Consider the following 16116-nt stretch of genomic DNA (forward strand, 5'->3'; position numbering starts at 1 on the left):
GATTTCATGGGCAATCCCCGAAGCCAGCTCGCCCAGGGTGATCAGCCGGGCACTGTGGGCCAGTTCGTCCTGATGGCGACGTTGCTGGCTTTCGCGCAACTCACGCTCGGTCATGTCGCGGGCCACCAGCGAGTAGTAGCGCTCACCGCCAGTCGCGCGATGGGCCAGCAGCACCAGCGACACCGGGAACGCCGTGCCGCCCTGATGCGCGATCAGCCGCGCCTCGGCCTGCCAGACCCCGTGTTGCTCGGCACGCTGCCACCCTTCGTTGTGCAGGCGCTGCTGCAGTGCCGGGTCGAGCAACGCTTGCAGCCTGGGCAGCGGTTCTACGCCCAGCAAGCCCAGCGCCCGGCGCGCCGACTGGTTGAGGTAGCTGAGCTGGCCGTCGCGGTCGCTGAACAACACCAGGTCGGTATTGGCTTCCACCACCTCGGCGAGGCGCCGGCGGTTTTCCTGCGCCTCGATGCGCACGCTGATGTCCCGCGAGACACTGACAATCTCGACCACGGCGCCGGTGTAGGTCTCGCGGATCGCGCGGCTGGCGATCTCGAACCAGCGGTAGCGCCCATCGCGGTGCCGCACCCGGCAGGTCATGGTCTGGTAGCCGTCCTGCTCCAGCGCCTGGGACGCTTGCAGCAGTGATTGCTGGCGATCCTGGGGGTGAAACAGCGTCTGCACCGGCACCCCGCGCAACGCTTCCGGCCAGTAGCCGAGCAGGCGGTACGCGGCGGGCGAGGCATCGATAAAGCTGCCGTCAGGCGTATGCCGGGAAATCAGGTCGGTGGTGTTCTCGGTGATCAGCCGGTACAGGCGCCGGGCCCGGCTGGCCTCACGTTCACCCTGGCGCTCCAGGGTGGCATCCCGACAACGCGCCAGGACCTGTTGGCCGGCGTCATCGGGGATGAAGGTCCAGAGCAGGATCTGCCCAGCCACTTGCGCCTCGACCTCACTGATCGCCCGCGCTTGCTCCAGACAGGCCTGCACCAGTGCCTGATAGTTGCTCGGCAAGCAGAAGTCGGCGTCACGCTGCGGCCAGGGCCCGAGCATGGCCCGCAAGGCCGGGTTGCTGGCCAGCACGCTGGCCGCAGCATCCAGCAACAGACTGGGCTGTGGATCCTTGGCCAGCAGCAGGGAGAAAGGAGTATCCAAAGCGGTGCCTCAGGGCTTTTATAGTATTTATACCATATTGCTATAGTCTATCTTCCAGCTACCATAGCAATTCACGTAAAACTGCGACACCGGAAGGGCCTGCTCCTTCCCGAAACCTGATCAGAGCTAACAATCAGCCATCGGAGGTTTCAGTTCGCCACAGGCGGCTGCCTCCTGCACAGGACGACCTCATGTCGATTTTCTCCCAGGGCCTGGCGCCCGCCCCTGTCAATCATGTTGCCTTGAGCCCCTTGAGTTTCATCGAGCGCACCGCCGCCGTCTACGGCCAGTACCCGGCGGTGATCCACGGCGCCATCCGGCGCAACTGGCAGCAAACCTACGAACGTTGCCGGCGCCTGGCCAGCGCCCTGGCCGGGCGCGGCATCGGCCAGGGCGATACGGTGGCGGTGATGCTGCCGAACATTCCGGCGATGCTCGAAGCGCACTTTGGCGTGCCGATGATCGGCGCGGTGCTCAATGCCCTCAACGTGCGCCTGGACGCCGAAGCCATCGCCTTCATGCTCGAGCACGGCGAAGCCAAGGTGCTGATCACCGACCGCGAGTTCCACAAGGTCGTAGAAGCGGCCCTGGCGCTGATGAAATACCCGCCGCTGGTGATCGATGTCGATGACCCGGAGTACGGCGAAGGCCAGGCGGTCAGCGACCTGGACTACGAAGCGTTTCTCGCCGAAGGCGACCCCGCGTTCGCCTGGCACTGGCCCGAAGACGAATGGCAGGCCATCTCGCTGAACTACACCTCCGGCACCACCGGCAACCCCAAGGGCGTGGTCTATCACCACCGTGGCGCCTACCTCAACGCCCTGGGCAACCAGATGACCTGGGCCATGGGCAATCACCCGGTGTACCTGTGGACCTTGCCGATGTTCCACTGCAACGGCTGGTGCTATCCCTGGACGGTCACCGCCCTGGCCGGCACCCATGTGTTCTTGCGCCGGGTCGATCCGCAGAAGATTCTCACCCTGATCCGCGAACATCAGGTCAGCCACCTGTGCGGCGCGCCGATCGTGCTCAATGCGCTGATCAACATGCCCGACTCGGCCAAGGCGGCCATCGATCACCCGGTCAATGCCATGGTCGCCGGTGCGGCGCCACCGGCCAAGGTCATCGGCGCGGTGGAAGAGATGGGCATCAAGGTCACTCACGTCTATGGCCTGACCGAAGTCTATGGCCCGGTGACCGTCTGCGCCTGGCATGCCGAGTGGGATGAACAACCGCTGGCCGAGCGTGCCCGGATCAAGTCACGCCAGGGCGTGCGCTACCCGACCCTCGAAGGCCTGATGGTCGCCGACCCGCAGACCCTTGAGCCAGTGCAACGCGACGGCAACACCCTGGGCGAGATCTTTATGCGCGGCAACACGGTGATGAAGGGCTACCTGAAAAATCCCGAAGCCACCGCTGAAGCCTTCCGTGGCGGCTGGTTCCACACCGGCGACCTGGCGGTCTGGCATGCCGACGGCTACGTGGAGATCAAGGACCGGCTCAAAGACATCATCATTTCCGGTGGCGAGAACATCTCCACCATCGAAGTCGAGGACACCCTCTACAAGCACCCGGCAGTACTCGAAGCCGCCGTGGTCGCCCGCCCCGACGAGAAATGGGGTGAAACCCCCTGCGCCTATATCACCCTCAAGGCCGGCTGCGAGGGCACCCGAGAAGCCGAGATCATCGCCTTCTGCCGCGAGCACCTGGCCGGCTTCAAACTGCCGAAAACCGTGGTATTCAGCGAACTGCCGAAGACGTCCACCGGCAAGATCCAGAAGTACCTGTTGCGCGACTGGGCCAAGGCGCTCTGACCCCTATTGACTGCGAGAACGGCCATGCCTGAATTCAATGCTCCCCTGCGCGACATGCGCTTTGTCCTTCATGAAGTGTTCCACGGCCCGGCCTTGTGGGCACGCCTGCCAGCCCTGGCCGAACGGGTCGATGCCGACACCGCCGACGCCATCCTTGAAGAGGCGGCGAAAATCACCGGCCAGTTGATCGCCCCGCTCAACCGCAGCGGCGATGAACAGGGCGTGGCCTTCGAGGCGGGCGCCGTGCGCACCCCGGACGGCTTTCGCCAGGCCTGGCAGACCTACCGCGACGGCGGCTGGGTGGGCCTGGCCGGTAACCCGGCGTTTGGCGGCCTGGGCATGCCGAAGATGCTCGCGGTGCAATTCGAAGAGATGCTCTACGCCGCCAACTGCAGCTTCAGCCTGTACTCGGCGCTGAGCGCCGGTTGCTGCCTGGCTATCGACGCCCACGCCAGCGCAGCGCTCAAGGCCACTTACCTGCCGGCGCTGTACAGCGGCCAATGGGCCGGCACCATGTGCCTGACCGAGCCCCACGCCGGCACTGACCTTGGCATCATCCGCAGCAAGGCCGAGCCCCAGGCCGATGGCAGCTACAAGGTCAGCGGCACCAAGATCTTCATCACTGGCGGCGACCAGGACCTGACCGAGAACATCATCCACCTGGTGCTGGCCAAACTGCCGGATGCGCCGGCCGGGCCCAAGGGCATTTCGCTGTTTCTGGTGCCCAAGTACCTGGTCAATGCCGACGGCAGCCTTGGCCAAGGCAACGCGGTCAGCTGTGGTTCGCTCGAGCACAAGATGGGCATCAAGGCCTCGGCCACCTGCGTAATGAACTTCGATGGCGCCACCGGCTACCTGATCGGTGAACAGAACCGTGGACTGGCGGCGATGTTCACGATGATGAACTACGAGCGCCTGTCGATCGGCATTCAGGGCATTGGTTGCGCCGAGGCCTCCTACCAGAATGCCGCGCGCTATGCCTGCGAACGCCTGCAGAGCCGGGCGCCCACCGGCGCCCAGGACCCGCAGCGGATTGCCGACCCGATCATCGTCCACCCGGATGTACGGCGCATGTTGCTGACCATGCGCGCCCTGACCGAAGGCGGACGCGCCTTCGCCACCTACGTCGGCCAGCAACTGGATATTGCCAAGTACGCTGAAGACGCCGAGGAGCGCGACGCGGCGCAACGCCAGGTGGCGCTACTGACACCTGTGGCCAAGGCCTTCTTCACCGACAATGGCCTGGAGAGCTGCGTACTTGGCCAGCAGGTGTTTGGCGGCCACGGCTATATTCGCGAATGGGGTCAGGAGCAATTGGTGCGCGATGTGCGCATTGCGCAGATCTACGAGGGCACCAACGGCATCCAGGCGCTGGACTTGCTCGGCCGTAAAGTGGTGGCCGATGGCGGCCAGGCGCTGGCTGCCTTTGCCGCGCAGATTCGCGAGTTTGCCCAGGCACAACCGCCTTTTTGCCAGCCGCTGCTTAACGCCCTGAACGAGCTGGAAGACCTGAGCCAGTGGCTATGCACGCAAGCGAGCCGCGACCCGAACGCCATTGGCGCAGCCTCAGTGGAGTACCTGCAGTTGTTCGGCTACGTCGCCTACGCCTACATGTGGTCACGCATGGCCGCCGTCGCCCGCGACGCGCTGGTGCACGACCCGGCGTTCTACGGCGCCAAGCTGGCCAGCGCCGGGTTCTTCTTCGAACGCCTGCTGCCACGCACGCTGTCGCTGCAAGCCAGTATCCGCGCCGGCAGTGCCCCGTTGTTCGAGTTGGATGCCGCGCAGTTCTGAAACCTGGCCTGCGACGCTGAACAGGCGTCGCAGGCTTACCTTCCGTCCGTGATTTTGTAAGCAATCATTGTCAGATCCGCGGTTTTACGCGGGTTTGACGGTAAAAAAGCCTACAACTGATAGTCATTCGCCATTATCTCGGTTCTCGCCCACCTACCCTGCAAGGTAGAATGGACAAAACCGGGAGTTTCAATGAATCACACCAGTCTCAGCGCCGCCGAATACGATGCCATCACCGATGCCGCCGCGCAGTGGTGCCTGCGCTTGCAAGCTGAAGACTGCACAGCCGCCGAGCGGCGCGCGTTCGAGCAATGGCTGAGTGCCAACCCGCTGCACCTGCAGGAATATCAGGCGATGCTGGAAATCTGGCAGACCGCCGACCATCTGCCCCGCAGCGTCCCGGACAACGTGGTGCCCCTGCCACAGCGCCAGCGCAACCACTGGCAGCGTTTCGCCACGGCGGCAGCCATCGCCCTGGTGGCGCTGCCAGCCGGCGCCTGGGTCGGTTGGGAGCAAGGCTGGTTGCCCAATAGCTATCAGCACCTGGAAAGCAACGGCCAGCTCAGCCGCGTTGTGCTCGGCGACGGCAGCGAGGTCGAACTGAACCTCAATACCGAGCTGCGCTTTAGCAACTACAAGGATGAGCGCCGGGTCACCCTGATCAAGGGTGAAGCCTTCTTCAAGGTCAGCCATGACAGCCAGCATCCCTTCGTGGTGCATGCGGCCAATGGCTGGACGCGGGTCACCGGTACCCAGTTCAACGTGTGGAAGTACGATGATCAGGTCAAGGTGACCCTGGTCGAAGGTTCAGTGCTGGTCAGCAGCGATGGCCAGGCCAGCGACAGCAGCTATCGTCTGGGCCCGGGCATGCAGGCCAGCTACAAGGCCGGCGACTACGAGCCACGCCTGAGCCAGACCTACAACCAGGACAACAGCCTGGCCTGGCGCAGCGGCAAGCTGATCCTCGACAACCAGAGCCTGGCCCAGGCCTTGCCAATGATCAACCGCTACCTGGACAAACCGTTGCTGCTGGCCGATGCCAGCACTGGCAGCATCCGCATCAGCGGTATCTACAACACCAGCGAAATCAAGCGCCTGGTCAGCGCCTTGCCCAAGGTGTTGCCGGTCTACCTGACCCGGAACAAAAACGGCAACATGGTGCTCAACCGCATCTCGCCACCTGCCAAAGGCTGAGCCTTGCGCTCAGCCCGTCGCCTGCGTCAGAGCATCATCGCCGCCAGCCAACCGAATGCCAGCAATGGCAGGTTGTAATGGATGAAGGTCGGTACCACGGTGTCCCAGATATGGTGATGCTGACCATCGACGTTCAGGCCCGAGGTCGGCCCCAGGGTCGAGTCCGACGCCGGTGAACCGGCATCCCCCAAGGCTCCAGCGGTACCGACGATGCACACTGTCGCCACAGGATCGAAGCCCAGTTGTACGCACAACGGCACGAAGATCGCCGCCAGGATCGGCACGGTGGAGAACGAGGAGCCGATGCCCATGGTCACCAGCAGGCCGACCAGCAGCATCAACAGCGCACCAATGCCCTTGCTGTGATTGATCCAGGCCGCCGAGGCCTCGACCAGGGACTTGACCTCGCCAGTGGCCTTCATCACGTCGGCGAAGCCTGATGCGGCGATCATGATGAAGCCGATCATGGCCATCATCTTCATGCCTTCGGTGAACAGGTCATCGGTGTCTTTCCAGCGCACGATGCCCGAGACCGAGAAAATCAGAAAACCGGCCATGGCGCCGATGATCATCGAGTCCAGCCACAGCTGGATGATGAACGCCGCCGCAATGGCAACACCGGCCACCAGCAGGGTCAGCGGGTTGTAGCGCACCGTGACCTGCTCGACCTGCTCGATTTTCTCCAGGTCATACTCACGCTTCTTGCGATAGCTGATGAACACCGCCACCAGCAGGCCAAAGAGCATGCCCGCGGCCGGGATGGCCATGGCGTGGGTAACGTTGACGCCGCTGACATCCACGCCGCTGCGGCTGACACTGCCCAGCAGGATCTGGTTAAGGAAGATGTTGCCAAAGCCCACCGGCAGGAAGATATACGGGGTGATCAGGCCGAAGGTCATCACGCAGGCCACCAGGCGCCGGTCGATCTGCAGCTTGGTCAATACATACAGCAGCGGCGGCACCAGCAACGGAATGAAGGCGATATGGATCGGCAGAATGTTCTGCGACGAAATCGCCACCACCAGCAGCAGAGCAATCAACAGCCATTTGACCTTGCCGCCGTTGCTATGCCCCTGCCGGTCGATCATGGCCAGGGCGCGATCCGCCAAGGCATGGGCCATGCCCGACTTGGCAATGGCTACGGCGAAAGCGCCAAGCAACGCGTACGACAACGCCACCGTGGCACCGCCACCCAGCCCGCCATTGAAGGCCTTGAGCGTGCCTTCGATGCCCAGGCCACCGACCAGGCCACCCACCAGGGCGCCGACGATCAGGGCGATCACCACATGCACGCGGGACAGGCTCAATATCAGCATGATGCCGACCGCGGCAATTACTGCATTCATTCTGTGACCTCTAGAAACCAGACAAAAAGCGACCGATCCGGCGACAGACTGCTCGCAAGCAGTGGCCGAACGACAGGTATTTTTATGGAGGGCGCACACTCTGAAGCAGACCCCCGCGCTTGTCAAAAAAACGGAGTGTTGCGCCTGCGACAATAAGTCGCCTCAGCGACCGAAAACGACGCATTTCAATTGAACGTTTGAATAAAGAAAACGGCCTCGCGGCCGACATAGTCGGCAGCCTCAATCTTTCAGGATCTAAGGACTTCGCCATGTCGTTCAGACAACTTTCCATACAGTGGAAGATCACCCTGCTGGCCGGCCTGTGCCTGGCAGGCATCGTTACCCTGCTGGTGGGCCTCTCGCTGTATCGCATGGAGCACAGTACGCAACTGGTCAAGGCCAGCAGCATGCAGATGCTCACCGAAGCGGCCCAGGGGCGCATCGAATCCCAGGGCGAAGTCCAGGCCTTGAACATCCGTCGCCAGTTCATGGATGCCTACCAGTACGGTGCCGGCTTCTCCCGCCAGGTGCTGTTCCTGCGCGAGCAGGCCGAGAAGCGCTTTCTCGATGCCTTCGACCTGCGCGAGGACATGACCCGCCAGGTACGCGCGGCGCTGCAGGCCAACCCCGACCTGCTCGGCCTGTCGCTGGTGTTCGAACCCAACGCGCTGGACAACAAGGACGCGCTGTTCGTCGACCAGAAAGAACTGGGCAGCAACGAGAAAGGTCGCTTTGCCCTGTACTGGTCGCAACCGACCCCGGGCCAACTGACCTCCATGGCGCTGCCTGAGCGCGACATGAACGACACCAGCATCGGCCCCAGCGGCGAGCCGGCCAACACCTGGTCGGTGTGCCCGCGCACGACCCGCAAGGTCTGCGTGATCGAGCCCTACTTCTATGAGATCAACGGCCAGCAGGTGCTGATGACCAGCATCGTGTTCCCGCTGATGGCCGCCGACAAGGTGATCGCCACCCTGTCCATCGACATCAACCTCAACAGCCTGCAGGCCTTGAGCCAACAGGCCAGCCGCAATCTTTACCAGGGCCAGACCCAGGTCGGTATCCTCAGCCCGGTAGGCCTGCTGGCCGGCTACAGCCCGGATGCCGGCAAGCTGGCCCAACGTTTCGACCAGGTCGACGCGAAAAAAGGCGCCGAGCTGATCCGCCTGCTGGGCGACAGCACGCCGCTGCACAGCCTCCACCACAACCAGCGCCTGAAGGTGCTGGCCTCGTTCGCGCCGATCCCTGGCGGCAAGCCTTGGGGCGTGTTGCTCGACGTACCGGAAAGCGCCCTGACCGGCCCGGCCGAAGCCCTCAAGCAAGAGCTCGACCAACGCAACACCAGCGGCACCCTGATGGAACTGGGCCTGGGCCTGCTGGCGGCCATCGTCGGCCTGCTGCTGATCTGGCTGATGGCGCGCACCGTGACCCGGCCGATCCTCGGCGTGGCGGCCATGCTCAAGGACATCGCCAGCGGCGAAGGCGACCTGACCCGCCGCCTGACCTACGACAAGCGCGACGAACTGGGTGAGCTGGCCGGCTGGTTCAACCGCTTCCTCGACAAGCTGCAGCCGACCATTGCCGAGGTCAAGCGCTCGGTCCAGGCCGCCCGCGATACCGCCGACCAGTCCTCGGCGATCGCCAGCCAGACCAGCGCCGGTATGGAACAGCAGTATCGCCAGGTCGATCAGGTGGCCACCGCTTCCCACGAGATGAGTGCCACCGCCCAGGACGTCGCCCGTAGCGCCGCGCAAGCCGCCCAGGCTGCCCGCGACGCCGACCAGGCCACCCGCCAGGGCCTGGCCGTGATCGACCGCACTACCAGCAGCATCGACACCCTCGCCGCCGACATGAGCACCGCCATGGGCCAGGTCGAAGGCCTGGCCGAGAACAGCGAAAAGATCGGCTCGGTGCTGGAAGTGATCCGCTCGATCGCCGAGCAGACCAACCTCTTGGCGCTGAACGCCGCCATCGAGGCCGCCCGCGCCGGTGAAGCCGGTCGAGGGTTTGCCGTGGTCGCCGACGAGGTGCGCAACCTGGCCCGGCGCACCCAGGAATCGGTTGAAGAAACCCGCCAGGTGATCGAAGAGCTGCAGGCCGGCACCCGCGAAGTGGTCGGCGCCATGGACAGCAGCCATCGCCAGGCCCAGGGCAGCGTCGAGCAGGTCGGCCAGGCGGTCACCGCCCTGCAGCAGATCGGCAATGCGGTCACGGTGATCAGCGACATGAACCTGCAGATCGCCAGCGCCGCCGAAGAGCAAAGTGCGGTGGCTGAAGAGATCAACAGCAACGTGGCTACCATTCGTGACGTCACCGAATCGCTGTCGGAACAGGCCAACGAATCGGCGCGGGTCAGCCAGTCGCTCAACAGCCTGGCCAACCAGCAGCAGGGGCTGATGGATCAGTTCCGGGTGTAACCCCGTGGGAGCTGGCTTGCCAGCGATCGAGCGCAAAGCGCTCGCAGGTGGAGCCTCATGCAGGCCTCATCGCTGGCAAGCCAGCTCCCACAAAAACCTGCCGGCTCTCCTCTACTACACTTGCCAGACTCCCTACCTTGCGAGCGAGGCACAATGAAGCCGATCACCACCCTGCTGACCAGCGCACTCCTTGCGCTGGGGCTGATTACCTGCAGCCACGCCGCCGACAAATCCATGCCCATCCACTTCGGTGACATCACTTGGGAAAGCGGCAGCCTCACCACCGAGATCCTGCGGCTGATCGTCGAGAAAGGCTACGGTTACCCCACCGACACCCTGCCCGGCAGCACCGTGAGCATGGAAGTCGCGCTGGCACGCAACGACATCCAGGTCATCGGCGAAGAATGGGCCGGGCGCAGCCCGGCCTGGGTAAAGGCCGAGCAGGCCGGCCAGGTATTCAGCATCGGCGATACGGTGAAGAATGCCGATGAAGGCTGGTATGTGCCGGCGTACGTAATCAAGGATCTGGCGCCGCACCTGCGTTCGGTGGCCGACCTCAAGCAGTACAAGGCCGTGTTCAAGGACCCGGAGTCCCCCGACAAGGGCCGCTTCCTCAACAGCCCCAGCGGCTGGACCTCCGAGACCGTCAATAGCCAGAAGCTCAAGGCCTATGGCCTGGACAACGACTACGTGAACTTTCGCAGCGGCTCGGGTGCCGCCCTCGATGCCGAAATCACTTCAGCCATCCGCCGCGGCAAACCGGTGCTGTTCTACTACTGGAGCCCTACCCCGCTCATGGGCCGCTACGACCTGGTACGCCTTGAGGAGCCGCCGTTCAACGCCGAGGCCTGGCAGACCCTGACCGATGCCAGCCATCCAAACCCGCAAGGCACGCGCTCACTGCCGGCAAAATTGTCCATTGGTGTTTCTGCGCCATTCAAAAAGGATTATCCGCAACTGGTCGAGTTCTTCGCCAAGGTCGACCTGCCCATCGACACCCTCAACAAGACCCTGGCGCAGATGAGCGAAAAGCGCGAGTCGCCCAAGGAGGCAGCACTCAGGTTCATGCGTGATAACCCGAACATCTGGAAAGCCTGGCTACCCGCCAAGATCGCGGGCAAGGTCGAGGCGAGCCTGTGAGTGGAGGCTTTCCCGAAACGTTGCACTTCTCCTTTGCCGACGCCGTTAACCGCTTCGTTGATTGGCTGGTACTGGCTTACGGCGATCAATTGCGCAATGTCTCCGATGGCCTGCTGCAGGTACTGGTCGGCCTGGAAAACCTGCTACGCCTGACGCCTTGGTGGCTGTTGCTGGTGATCGTTGCACTGATGACCTGGCACGCCAGCCGCAGTGTCGTCCGTGCCCTGGTGCTCAGCGGCCTGTTGTTTCTGATCGGCGTGGTCGGCCTGTGGGACAAGCTCCTGCAAACCTGTGCGCTGGTGCTGGTGAGCACCGGCCTGTGCGTACTGATCGGCATCCCGGTGGGCGTCCTGCTGGCCAGCCGGCCCTTGGCGCGCAAGCTGCTGATGCCGGTGCTCGACGTCATGCAGACCCTGCCCAGCTTCGTCTACCTGATCCCGGTGTTGATGCTGTTCGGCCTGGGCAAGGTGCCGGCCATCTTCGCCACCCTGATCTATGCCCTGCCGCCCCTGATCCGCCTGACCGAACTGGGCCTGAGCCAGATCGACCCGAGCCTGACCCAGGCGGCTCACGGCCTGGGGGCCAGTCGCTGGCAGCGACTGCGGCGGGTGCAACTGCCGCTGGCGATGCCGAGCATCATGGCCGGGCTCAACCAGTCGGTGATGATGGCCCTGTCGATGGTGGTGGTCGCCTCGATGATTGGCGCGCGCGGGCTGGGAGAAGATGTGCTGGCGGGGATTCAGACGCTCAATGTTGGCAAAGGCGTGGAGGCCGGCTTGGCGATTGTGGCGCTGGCGATGGTGATTGACCGGATCACCCAGGCGTATGGCCAGCCGCGTCATAGTTAGCGATTGAGGGCCTCATCGCGGGTCAAGCCGGATCGCCGCACCGCAGCTCCTACATGACCCGCGATGCTATCTGACCTTGCGCGGCAGCTCGATGCTGACCCGCAATCCACCCAACGGGCTTTCCAGCAAACGCATCTGCCCACCCCAGGCCTCGACGATGTCGCGCACGATGCCCAGACCCAGGCCGTGACCATCGACCTGCTCATCAAGCCGGGTCCCGCGCTCAAGGACTTGCTCGCGCGCCTTCTCCGGGATGCCCGGGCCGTCATCATCGATCCACAGGCAATAGTGTTGCGCTTGTTCTTCGATGCTCAGCCGCACTTCGCTGTCAGCCCATTTGCAGGCGTTGTCCAGCAGGTTGCCCAGCAGTTCGAGCAGGTCTTCACGATCCCAGGGCAGCAACAAACCTGCGGGTACCTGCTTGCTCAGTTCCAGGCCTTCACCATGGATCATGCCCAGGGTCGACAGCAACCCCGGCAGCTCGGCATCGCAATCAAACAGGGCGCCCGGCAATGCGTCACCGGCCAAACGTGCGCGGTTGAGTTCGCGACTCAGGCGCTGCTGGATCTGCTCGAGCTGGTCTCGCAACTGGGCACGGACTTCCGGCAGGTCCCTGAGGCGTTCGCTGGAGGCCAGGCTGAGCAGCACCGCCAGAGGCGTCTTCAGCGCATGCCCAAGGTTGCCCAGGGCATTGCGTGAACGACGCAAGCTGTCTTCAGTGTGGGCCAGCAAGTGGTTGATCTGTGCGACCAGGGGCTCGAGCTCTGTCGGCACCTGGGTATCGAGCTGTGACCGCTGGCCCTGCTGCAACTGGGCGATCTGCTCGCGGGCACGTTCCAGCGGGCGCAATGAACGGGTCACGGTGATGCGTTGCAGCACCAGGATCAGCAACAGCGCGACCAGGCCCAGGCCCAGGCCGATCTGCTGCATGCGCCTGAAGCCATCGCGCACCGGGGTATAGTCCTGGGCGACACTGATGGAAATCGCCTGGCCCAGTCGCCGGTAGTCGGCTCGCAGGACCAACAGTTGCTGGCCCTCGGGTCCAAGCTGCAGCCCGGTGTGCAGGCCCGGTGTTGCCGGAGCCGGCATGTCCATGTCCCACAACGAACGCGAGCGCCAGTTGCCGCCGTCGAAGTCGATGCGAAAGTAATAGCCCGAGAACGGCCGCTTGTAGGCCGAGGAGATCCGTCGCTCGTCCAGTTCCAGCCCAGTCTGGCCGCGCACCAGGGCAACCAGCAGGTTTTCACTCTCCTTGCGCAGCCCCGTCTCCAGGTAGCGTTGCAGTCCGGCTTCGAACAGCCACAGGCTGAGCTGGGCCAGGACCAGCCCGACCAGCACCAGTACCGCAATCAGGCCAAGGCTCAAGCGTGCCTGGATCGACTTCACTCGCTGCTCCCGGCATAGCGGTAGCCCTGGCCGCGGCGGGTCTCGATCACACTGCGGCCAAGCTTGCGGCGCAGGTGGTTGACGTGCACTTCCAGGACGTTGGAATCCCGTTCGGTTTCACCGTCATAGAGGTGTTCGGCCAGGTGACTTTTCGACAGGATCTGTTGCGGGTGCAGCATAAAATATCGCAGCAGGCGAAACTCGGCAGCGGTGAGCTGGATGTCGACGCCGGCGCGGGTCACACACTGGCGGCCTTCGTCCAGCTGCAGGCCGGCGGCGTCCAGGGTCGGCTGGTTGGCAAGCCCGCGCGCACGGCGCAGCAGCGACTGGATACGCAGTTGCAGTTCTTCCGGGTGAAAGGGCTTGCTCAGGTAGTCGTCGGCGCCGGCCTTCAAGCCCTCGATACGCTCGGCCCAGGAGCCGCGCGCGGTGAGGATCAACACCGGTGTCGCCAGGCCAGATGCGCGCCACTGGGCCAGCACCTCGAGGCCCGGCAAGCCGGGCAGCCCGAGGTCGAGAATGATCAGGTCATAGGGTTCGCTGCTGCCCTGGTAGACCGCATCCCTGCCGTCGGCCAGCCAGTCGACCGCATAACCCTGGCGTTGCAGGCTCTGGGTCAGTTCATCTGCCAGCGGCACGTTGTCCTCGACCAGTAACAGGCGCATCAGTCATCTTCCTCGTCTTTGAGCAGCGCTCCATTGGTAGCGTCGAGCTTGATCTCGCGCACCACGCCTTCAGGGGTCAGCAATTCGACCTCGTACTCGTACCTGTCGTGTTTCTGTTCCAGCTCCGCCTCCAGCAATGTCGCCCCGGGATAGCGTCCCAGGGCGTCTTTGAGCAGTTGCTCCAACGGCAGGATGATGCCCCGCTCGCGCAGTTGCAGGGCTTCGTCCTGATCGAGGTCGCGGGCCGAAGCCAGCGAGCAGAGGGCCAACAGCGCAATGAGAACGGTCTGTGCTGCTCGCATGCAAGGGCTCATCAGGTGTCCTGAGCGTCCTTGAGGACTTCGCCGGTCTTGGCATCGAGATCAACGTCCCACTCGACGTTCTGGGCGTCACGCAGTTCGACCTTGTAGATATAGCGACCGTACTCGTCTTCCAGTTCGGAATCGGTGACGGTTGCGCCTGGGTGCTTGGCGATGGCGGCGGCCTTGAGTTCGTCCAGCGACTTGATGCTCTTGGCGTTGACCAGTTTTACCACTTCATCAGGCTGTACATCTTTAGCCAGCGCGACGTTGGCGCTCAGGGCAAGGGCAGCAGTGGCGAACAGGGCAGTCAAAGTTTTCATCGTGTCTCTCCGTTGAGATCAAAAATGTTTCTACGGGGCCTAGAGTACCCAACCGAACTTAATTGAAGCTGAAAACAACTGGCGACATGATAGCGCAGCCCTGCCCCACATCTGGACCGCTGTTCTTTATAATTACCGGCTCAAGACCGCGAGGCCCGTATGAGCGCAATCCATATCAAGTACCCGGCCCTGACCCTCAAGGCCGGCAGCCGTGCCCTGCAACGCATACGCGAAGGTGGCTTGCAGGCAGCGGATGTGGGTGTGTTGCCAGGCGCTGCGGGCGGCCCCAAGGCTTTGGGCATCCAAGGGCTGGACCTGGCATTGTTCGGCCAGTGGTTACCCGGCACACCGCGTGAACGGGCGCTGATCGGTGCCTCGATCGGCTCCTGGCGCTTCGCCAGTGCCTGCCTGCCCAACCCGACCCAGGCCCTGCAGCGCTTGGGGCAGCTGTACACCGAACAGGACTTTGCCAAGGGTGTGACCCAGGCTGAAGTCAGCCGCAGCTGCGAGCGCATGCTCGATGAATTGCTCGAAGGGCGCGACGCGCAGGTCCTCGAAAGTTCGGACTATCGCCTGAACATCATGGTGGTAAAAAGCCACGGGCTGCTTGCCCATGATCATCGCGGGCGCCTGGGCATGGGCCTGTCATCGGTGATCGCCGACAACCTGATCGGCCGCCCGCGCCTGGCCCGGCACTTCGAACGGATCATTCTTCACGATGCCCGCAGCGGTCCGCCGTTGCAGGCACTGACCGACTTCCCGTCGCGCTACCTGACGCTGGATATCAACAACCTGCGGCATGCCCTCCTGGCTTCCGGGTCGATCCCCATGGTCATGCAAGGCGTGCGCGATATCCCCGGCGCAGGCCAGGGGACCTACCGTGATGGCGGGCTGCTCGACTATCACCTGGACCTGCCCTACGCCGGTGACGATATCGTGCTTTACCCGCACTTCACCGACAAGGTCATCCCCGGCTGGTTCGACAAGGCCCTGCCCTGGCGCCGCGGTGACGCCCAACGCTTACGTAATGTCCTGCTGCTGGCACCCTCGCCGCAGTACCTGGCCAGCCTGCCCTACGGCAAGCTGCCGGACCGCAGCGACTTCAAGCGTTTCATGGGGGATGCCGGTAGCCGCCAGCGTTATTGGCACAAGGCAATGGCCGAAAGCCAGCGCTTGGGCGACGAGCTGCTTGAGCTGATAGAAACCGGCAAGCTGCACACGCATCTGCAACCACTGAAGTGACCATGCTGGTAAACTGGCAGCCAGCATTGGTTTACAGAGTCAAGACATCGTGGAAATTTTCAAAGAGTTTACATTCGAATCGGCACACCGCCTGCCCCACGTCCCTGAAGGGCACAAGTGTGGTCGCCTGCATGGTCACTCGTTCAAGGTTGCCCTGCACCTGACCGGCCCGCTCGACCCGCATACCGGCTGGATTCGCGATTTCTCCGAGATCAAGGCGATCTTCAAGCCACTGTACGAGCAACTGGATCACAATTACCTGAACGACATTCCTGGCCTGGAGAACCCGACCAGCGAAGTGATCGCCAAATGGATCTGGGATCAGGTCAAGCCGCTGCTGCCGGAGCTGTCCAAGGTACGGATTCATGAGACCTGCACCAGTGGTTGCGAGTACTACGGCGACTGAATCGGTAAATGGATGTGAAGAGACCACCCTGCGGGGTGGTTTTTTTTCGGCTGGTTTTCACTCATGTGGGAGCAACTGTCTTGATCAGGCTGT

Annotated in this window: 14 protein-coding genes and 1 pseudogene; 9 read left to right on the plus strand and 6 right to left on the minus strand. The window is 63.3% G+C overall.

Going from position 1 to position 16116, the window contains the following annotated elements; genetic code table 11:
* Positions 1–1149 (minus strand): PAS domain-containing protein (locus tag UW3_RS29980; protein ID WP_010226589.1); only part of this gene is annotated, 1149 nt, incomplete at its 3' end.
* A 191-nt stretch (positions 1150–1340) separates the two neighbouring features.
* Here UW3_RS29980 and UW3_RS0124710 point away from each other — a divergent pair.
* From UW3_RS0124710 to UW3_RS0124720, 3 genes are all read left to right on the plus strand, one after another.
* Positions 1341–2963 carry an acyl-CoA synthetase gene (locus UW3_RS0124710; RefSeq protein WP_010226591.1) on the plus strand — a complete coding sequence of 541 codons (1623 nt, stop codon included), beginning with the start codon at positions 1341–1343 and terminating at the stop codon, positions 2961–2963.
* Between the two features lie 24 nt (positions 2964–2987).
* Positions 2988–4757 carry an acyl-CoA dehydrogenase C-terminal domain-containing protein gene (locus UW3_RS0124715; protein WP_010226593.1) on the plus strand — a complete coding sequence of 590 codons (1770 nt, stop codon included), beginning with the start codon at positions 2988–2990 and terminating at the stop codon, positions 4755–4757.
* 192 nt (positions 4758–4949) lie between these two features.
* Positions 4950–5951, plus strand: coding sequence for a FecR family protein (locus UW3_RS0124720; RefSeq protein ID WP_010226595.1), 1002 nt, complete (start codon positions 4950–4952; stop codon positions 5949–5951).
* 26 nt (positions 5952–5977) lie between these two features.
* Here the strand turns inward: UW3_RS0124720 and UW3_RS0124725 are convergent, their stop codons facing one another.
* Positions 5978–7297 (minus strand): Na+/H+ antiporter family protein, encoded by a 1320-nt coding sequence (locus tag UW3_RS0124725; protein WP_010226597.1) that lies wholly within the window; start codon positions 7295–7297, stop codon positions 5978–5980.
* 590 nt (positions 7298–7887) lie between these two features.
* On the opposite strand from UW3_RS0124725, the pseudogene UW3_RS30335 reads away from it, so the two are divergent.
* The 4 genes and pseudogenes from UW3_RS30335 to UW3_RS0124740 form a co-directional block, all read left to right on the plus strand.
* Positions 7888–8856 (plus strand): annotated as a pseudogene (locus UW3_RS30335) (methyl-accepting chemotaxis protein); the annotation flags it as partial.
* A 102-nt stretch (positions 8857–8958) separates the two neighbouring features.
* Positions 8959–9714 carry a methyl-accepting chemotaxis protein gene (locus UW3_RS30340; RefSeq protein WP_374045273.1) on the plus strand — a complete coding sequence of 252 codons (756 nt, stop codon included), beginning with the start codon at positions 8959–8961 and terminating at the stop codon, positions 9712–9714.
* 153 nt (positions 9715–9867) lie between these two features.
* Positions 9868–10854, plus strand: coding sequence for an ABC transporter substrate-binding protein (locus UW3_RS0124735; RefSeq protein WP_010226601.1), 987 nt, complete (start codon positions 9868–9870; stop codon positions 10852–10854).
* Complete coding sequence (locus UW3_RS0124740) at positions 10851–11702, plus strand: ABC transporter permease (protein WP_026001520.1); 852 nt, start codon at positions 10851–10853, stop codon at positions 11700–11702. The genes UW3_RS0124735 and UW3_RS0124740 overlap by 4 nt, the downstream gene beginning before the upstream one ends.
* A gap of 66 nt (positions 11703–11768) precedes the next feature.
* Here UW3_RS0124740 and UW3_RS0124745 read toward each other — a convergent pair whose 3' ends face one another.
* Genes UW3_RS0124745 through UW3_RS0124760 form a run of 4 tightly spaced genes read right to left on the minus strand, consistent with a single transcriptional unit; the run spans position 11769 to position 14375 of the window.
* Entirely contained in the window at positions 11769–13088 is a 1320-nt protein-coding gene (locus UW3_RS0124745) for a sensor histidine kinase (protein WP_010226605.1), read from the minus strand.
* Entirely contained in the window at positions 13085–13753 is a 669-nt protein-coding gene (locus UW3_RS0124750; protein WP_010226607.1) for a response regulator transcription factor, read from the minus strand. The genes UW3_RS0124745 and UW3_RS0124750 overlap by 4 nt, the downstream gene beginning before the upstream one ends.
* The gene (locus UW3_RS0124755; RefSeq protein WP_010226609.1) at positions 13753–14055 is read right to left on the minus strand and encodes a PepSY domain-containing protein; all 303 of its coding nucleotides are present in this window, start codon (positions 14053–14055) and stop codon (positions 13753–13755) included. Before UW3_RS0124755 ends, UW3_RS0124750 begins: the two co-directional genes overlap by 1 nt.
* An 11-nt stretch (positions 14056–14066) precedes the next feature.
* Positions 14067–14375 carry a PepSY domain-containing protein gene (locus tag UW3_RS0124760; RefSeq protein ID WP_010226611.1) on the minus strand — a complete coding sequence of 103 codons (309 nt, stop codon included), beginning with the start codon at positions 14373–14375 and terminating at the stop codon, positions 14067–14069.
* Positions 14376–14534: 159 nt separating this feature from the next.
* Here UW3_RS0124760 and UW3_RS0124765 point away from each other — a divergent pair, with 159 nt between their 5' ends.
* Both UW3_RS0124765 and queD read left to right on the plus strand, forming a co-directional pair.
* A complete protein-coding gene (locus UW3_RS0124765; RefSeq protein ID WP_010226612.1) occupies positions 14535–15617 on the plus strand; it encodes a patatin-like phospholipase domain-containing protein in 1083 nt (360 codons plus the stop codon).
* 49 nt (positions 15618–15666) lie between these two features.
* Positions 15667–16023, plus strand: a complete 357-nt coding sequence (gene queD / locus UW3_RS0124770) for a 6-carboxytetrahydropterin synthase QueD (RefSeq protein ID WP_010226613.1) — start codon at positions 15667–15669, stop codon at positions 16021–16023.
* The last annotated feature ends 93 nt before the right edge of the window (positions 16024–16116 follow it).

This window comes from Pseudomonas donghuensis (assembly GCF_000259195.1).
In the GTDB taxonomy this organism is placed as follows: Bacteria; Pseudomonadota; Gammaproteobacteria; order Pseudomonadales; family Pseudomonadaceae; genus Aquipseudomonas; species Aquipseudomonas donghuensis.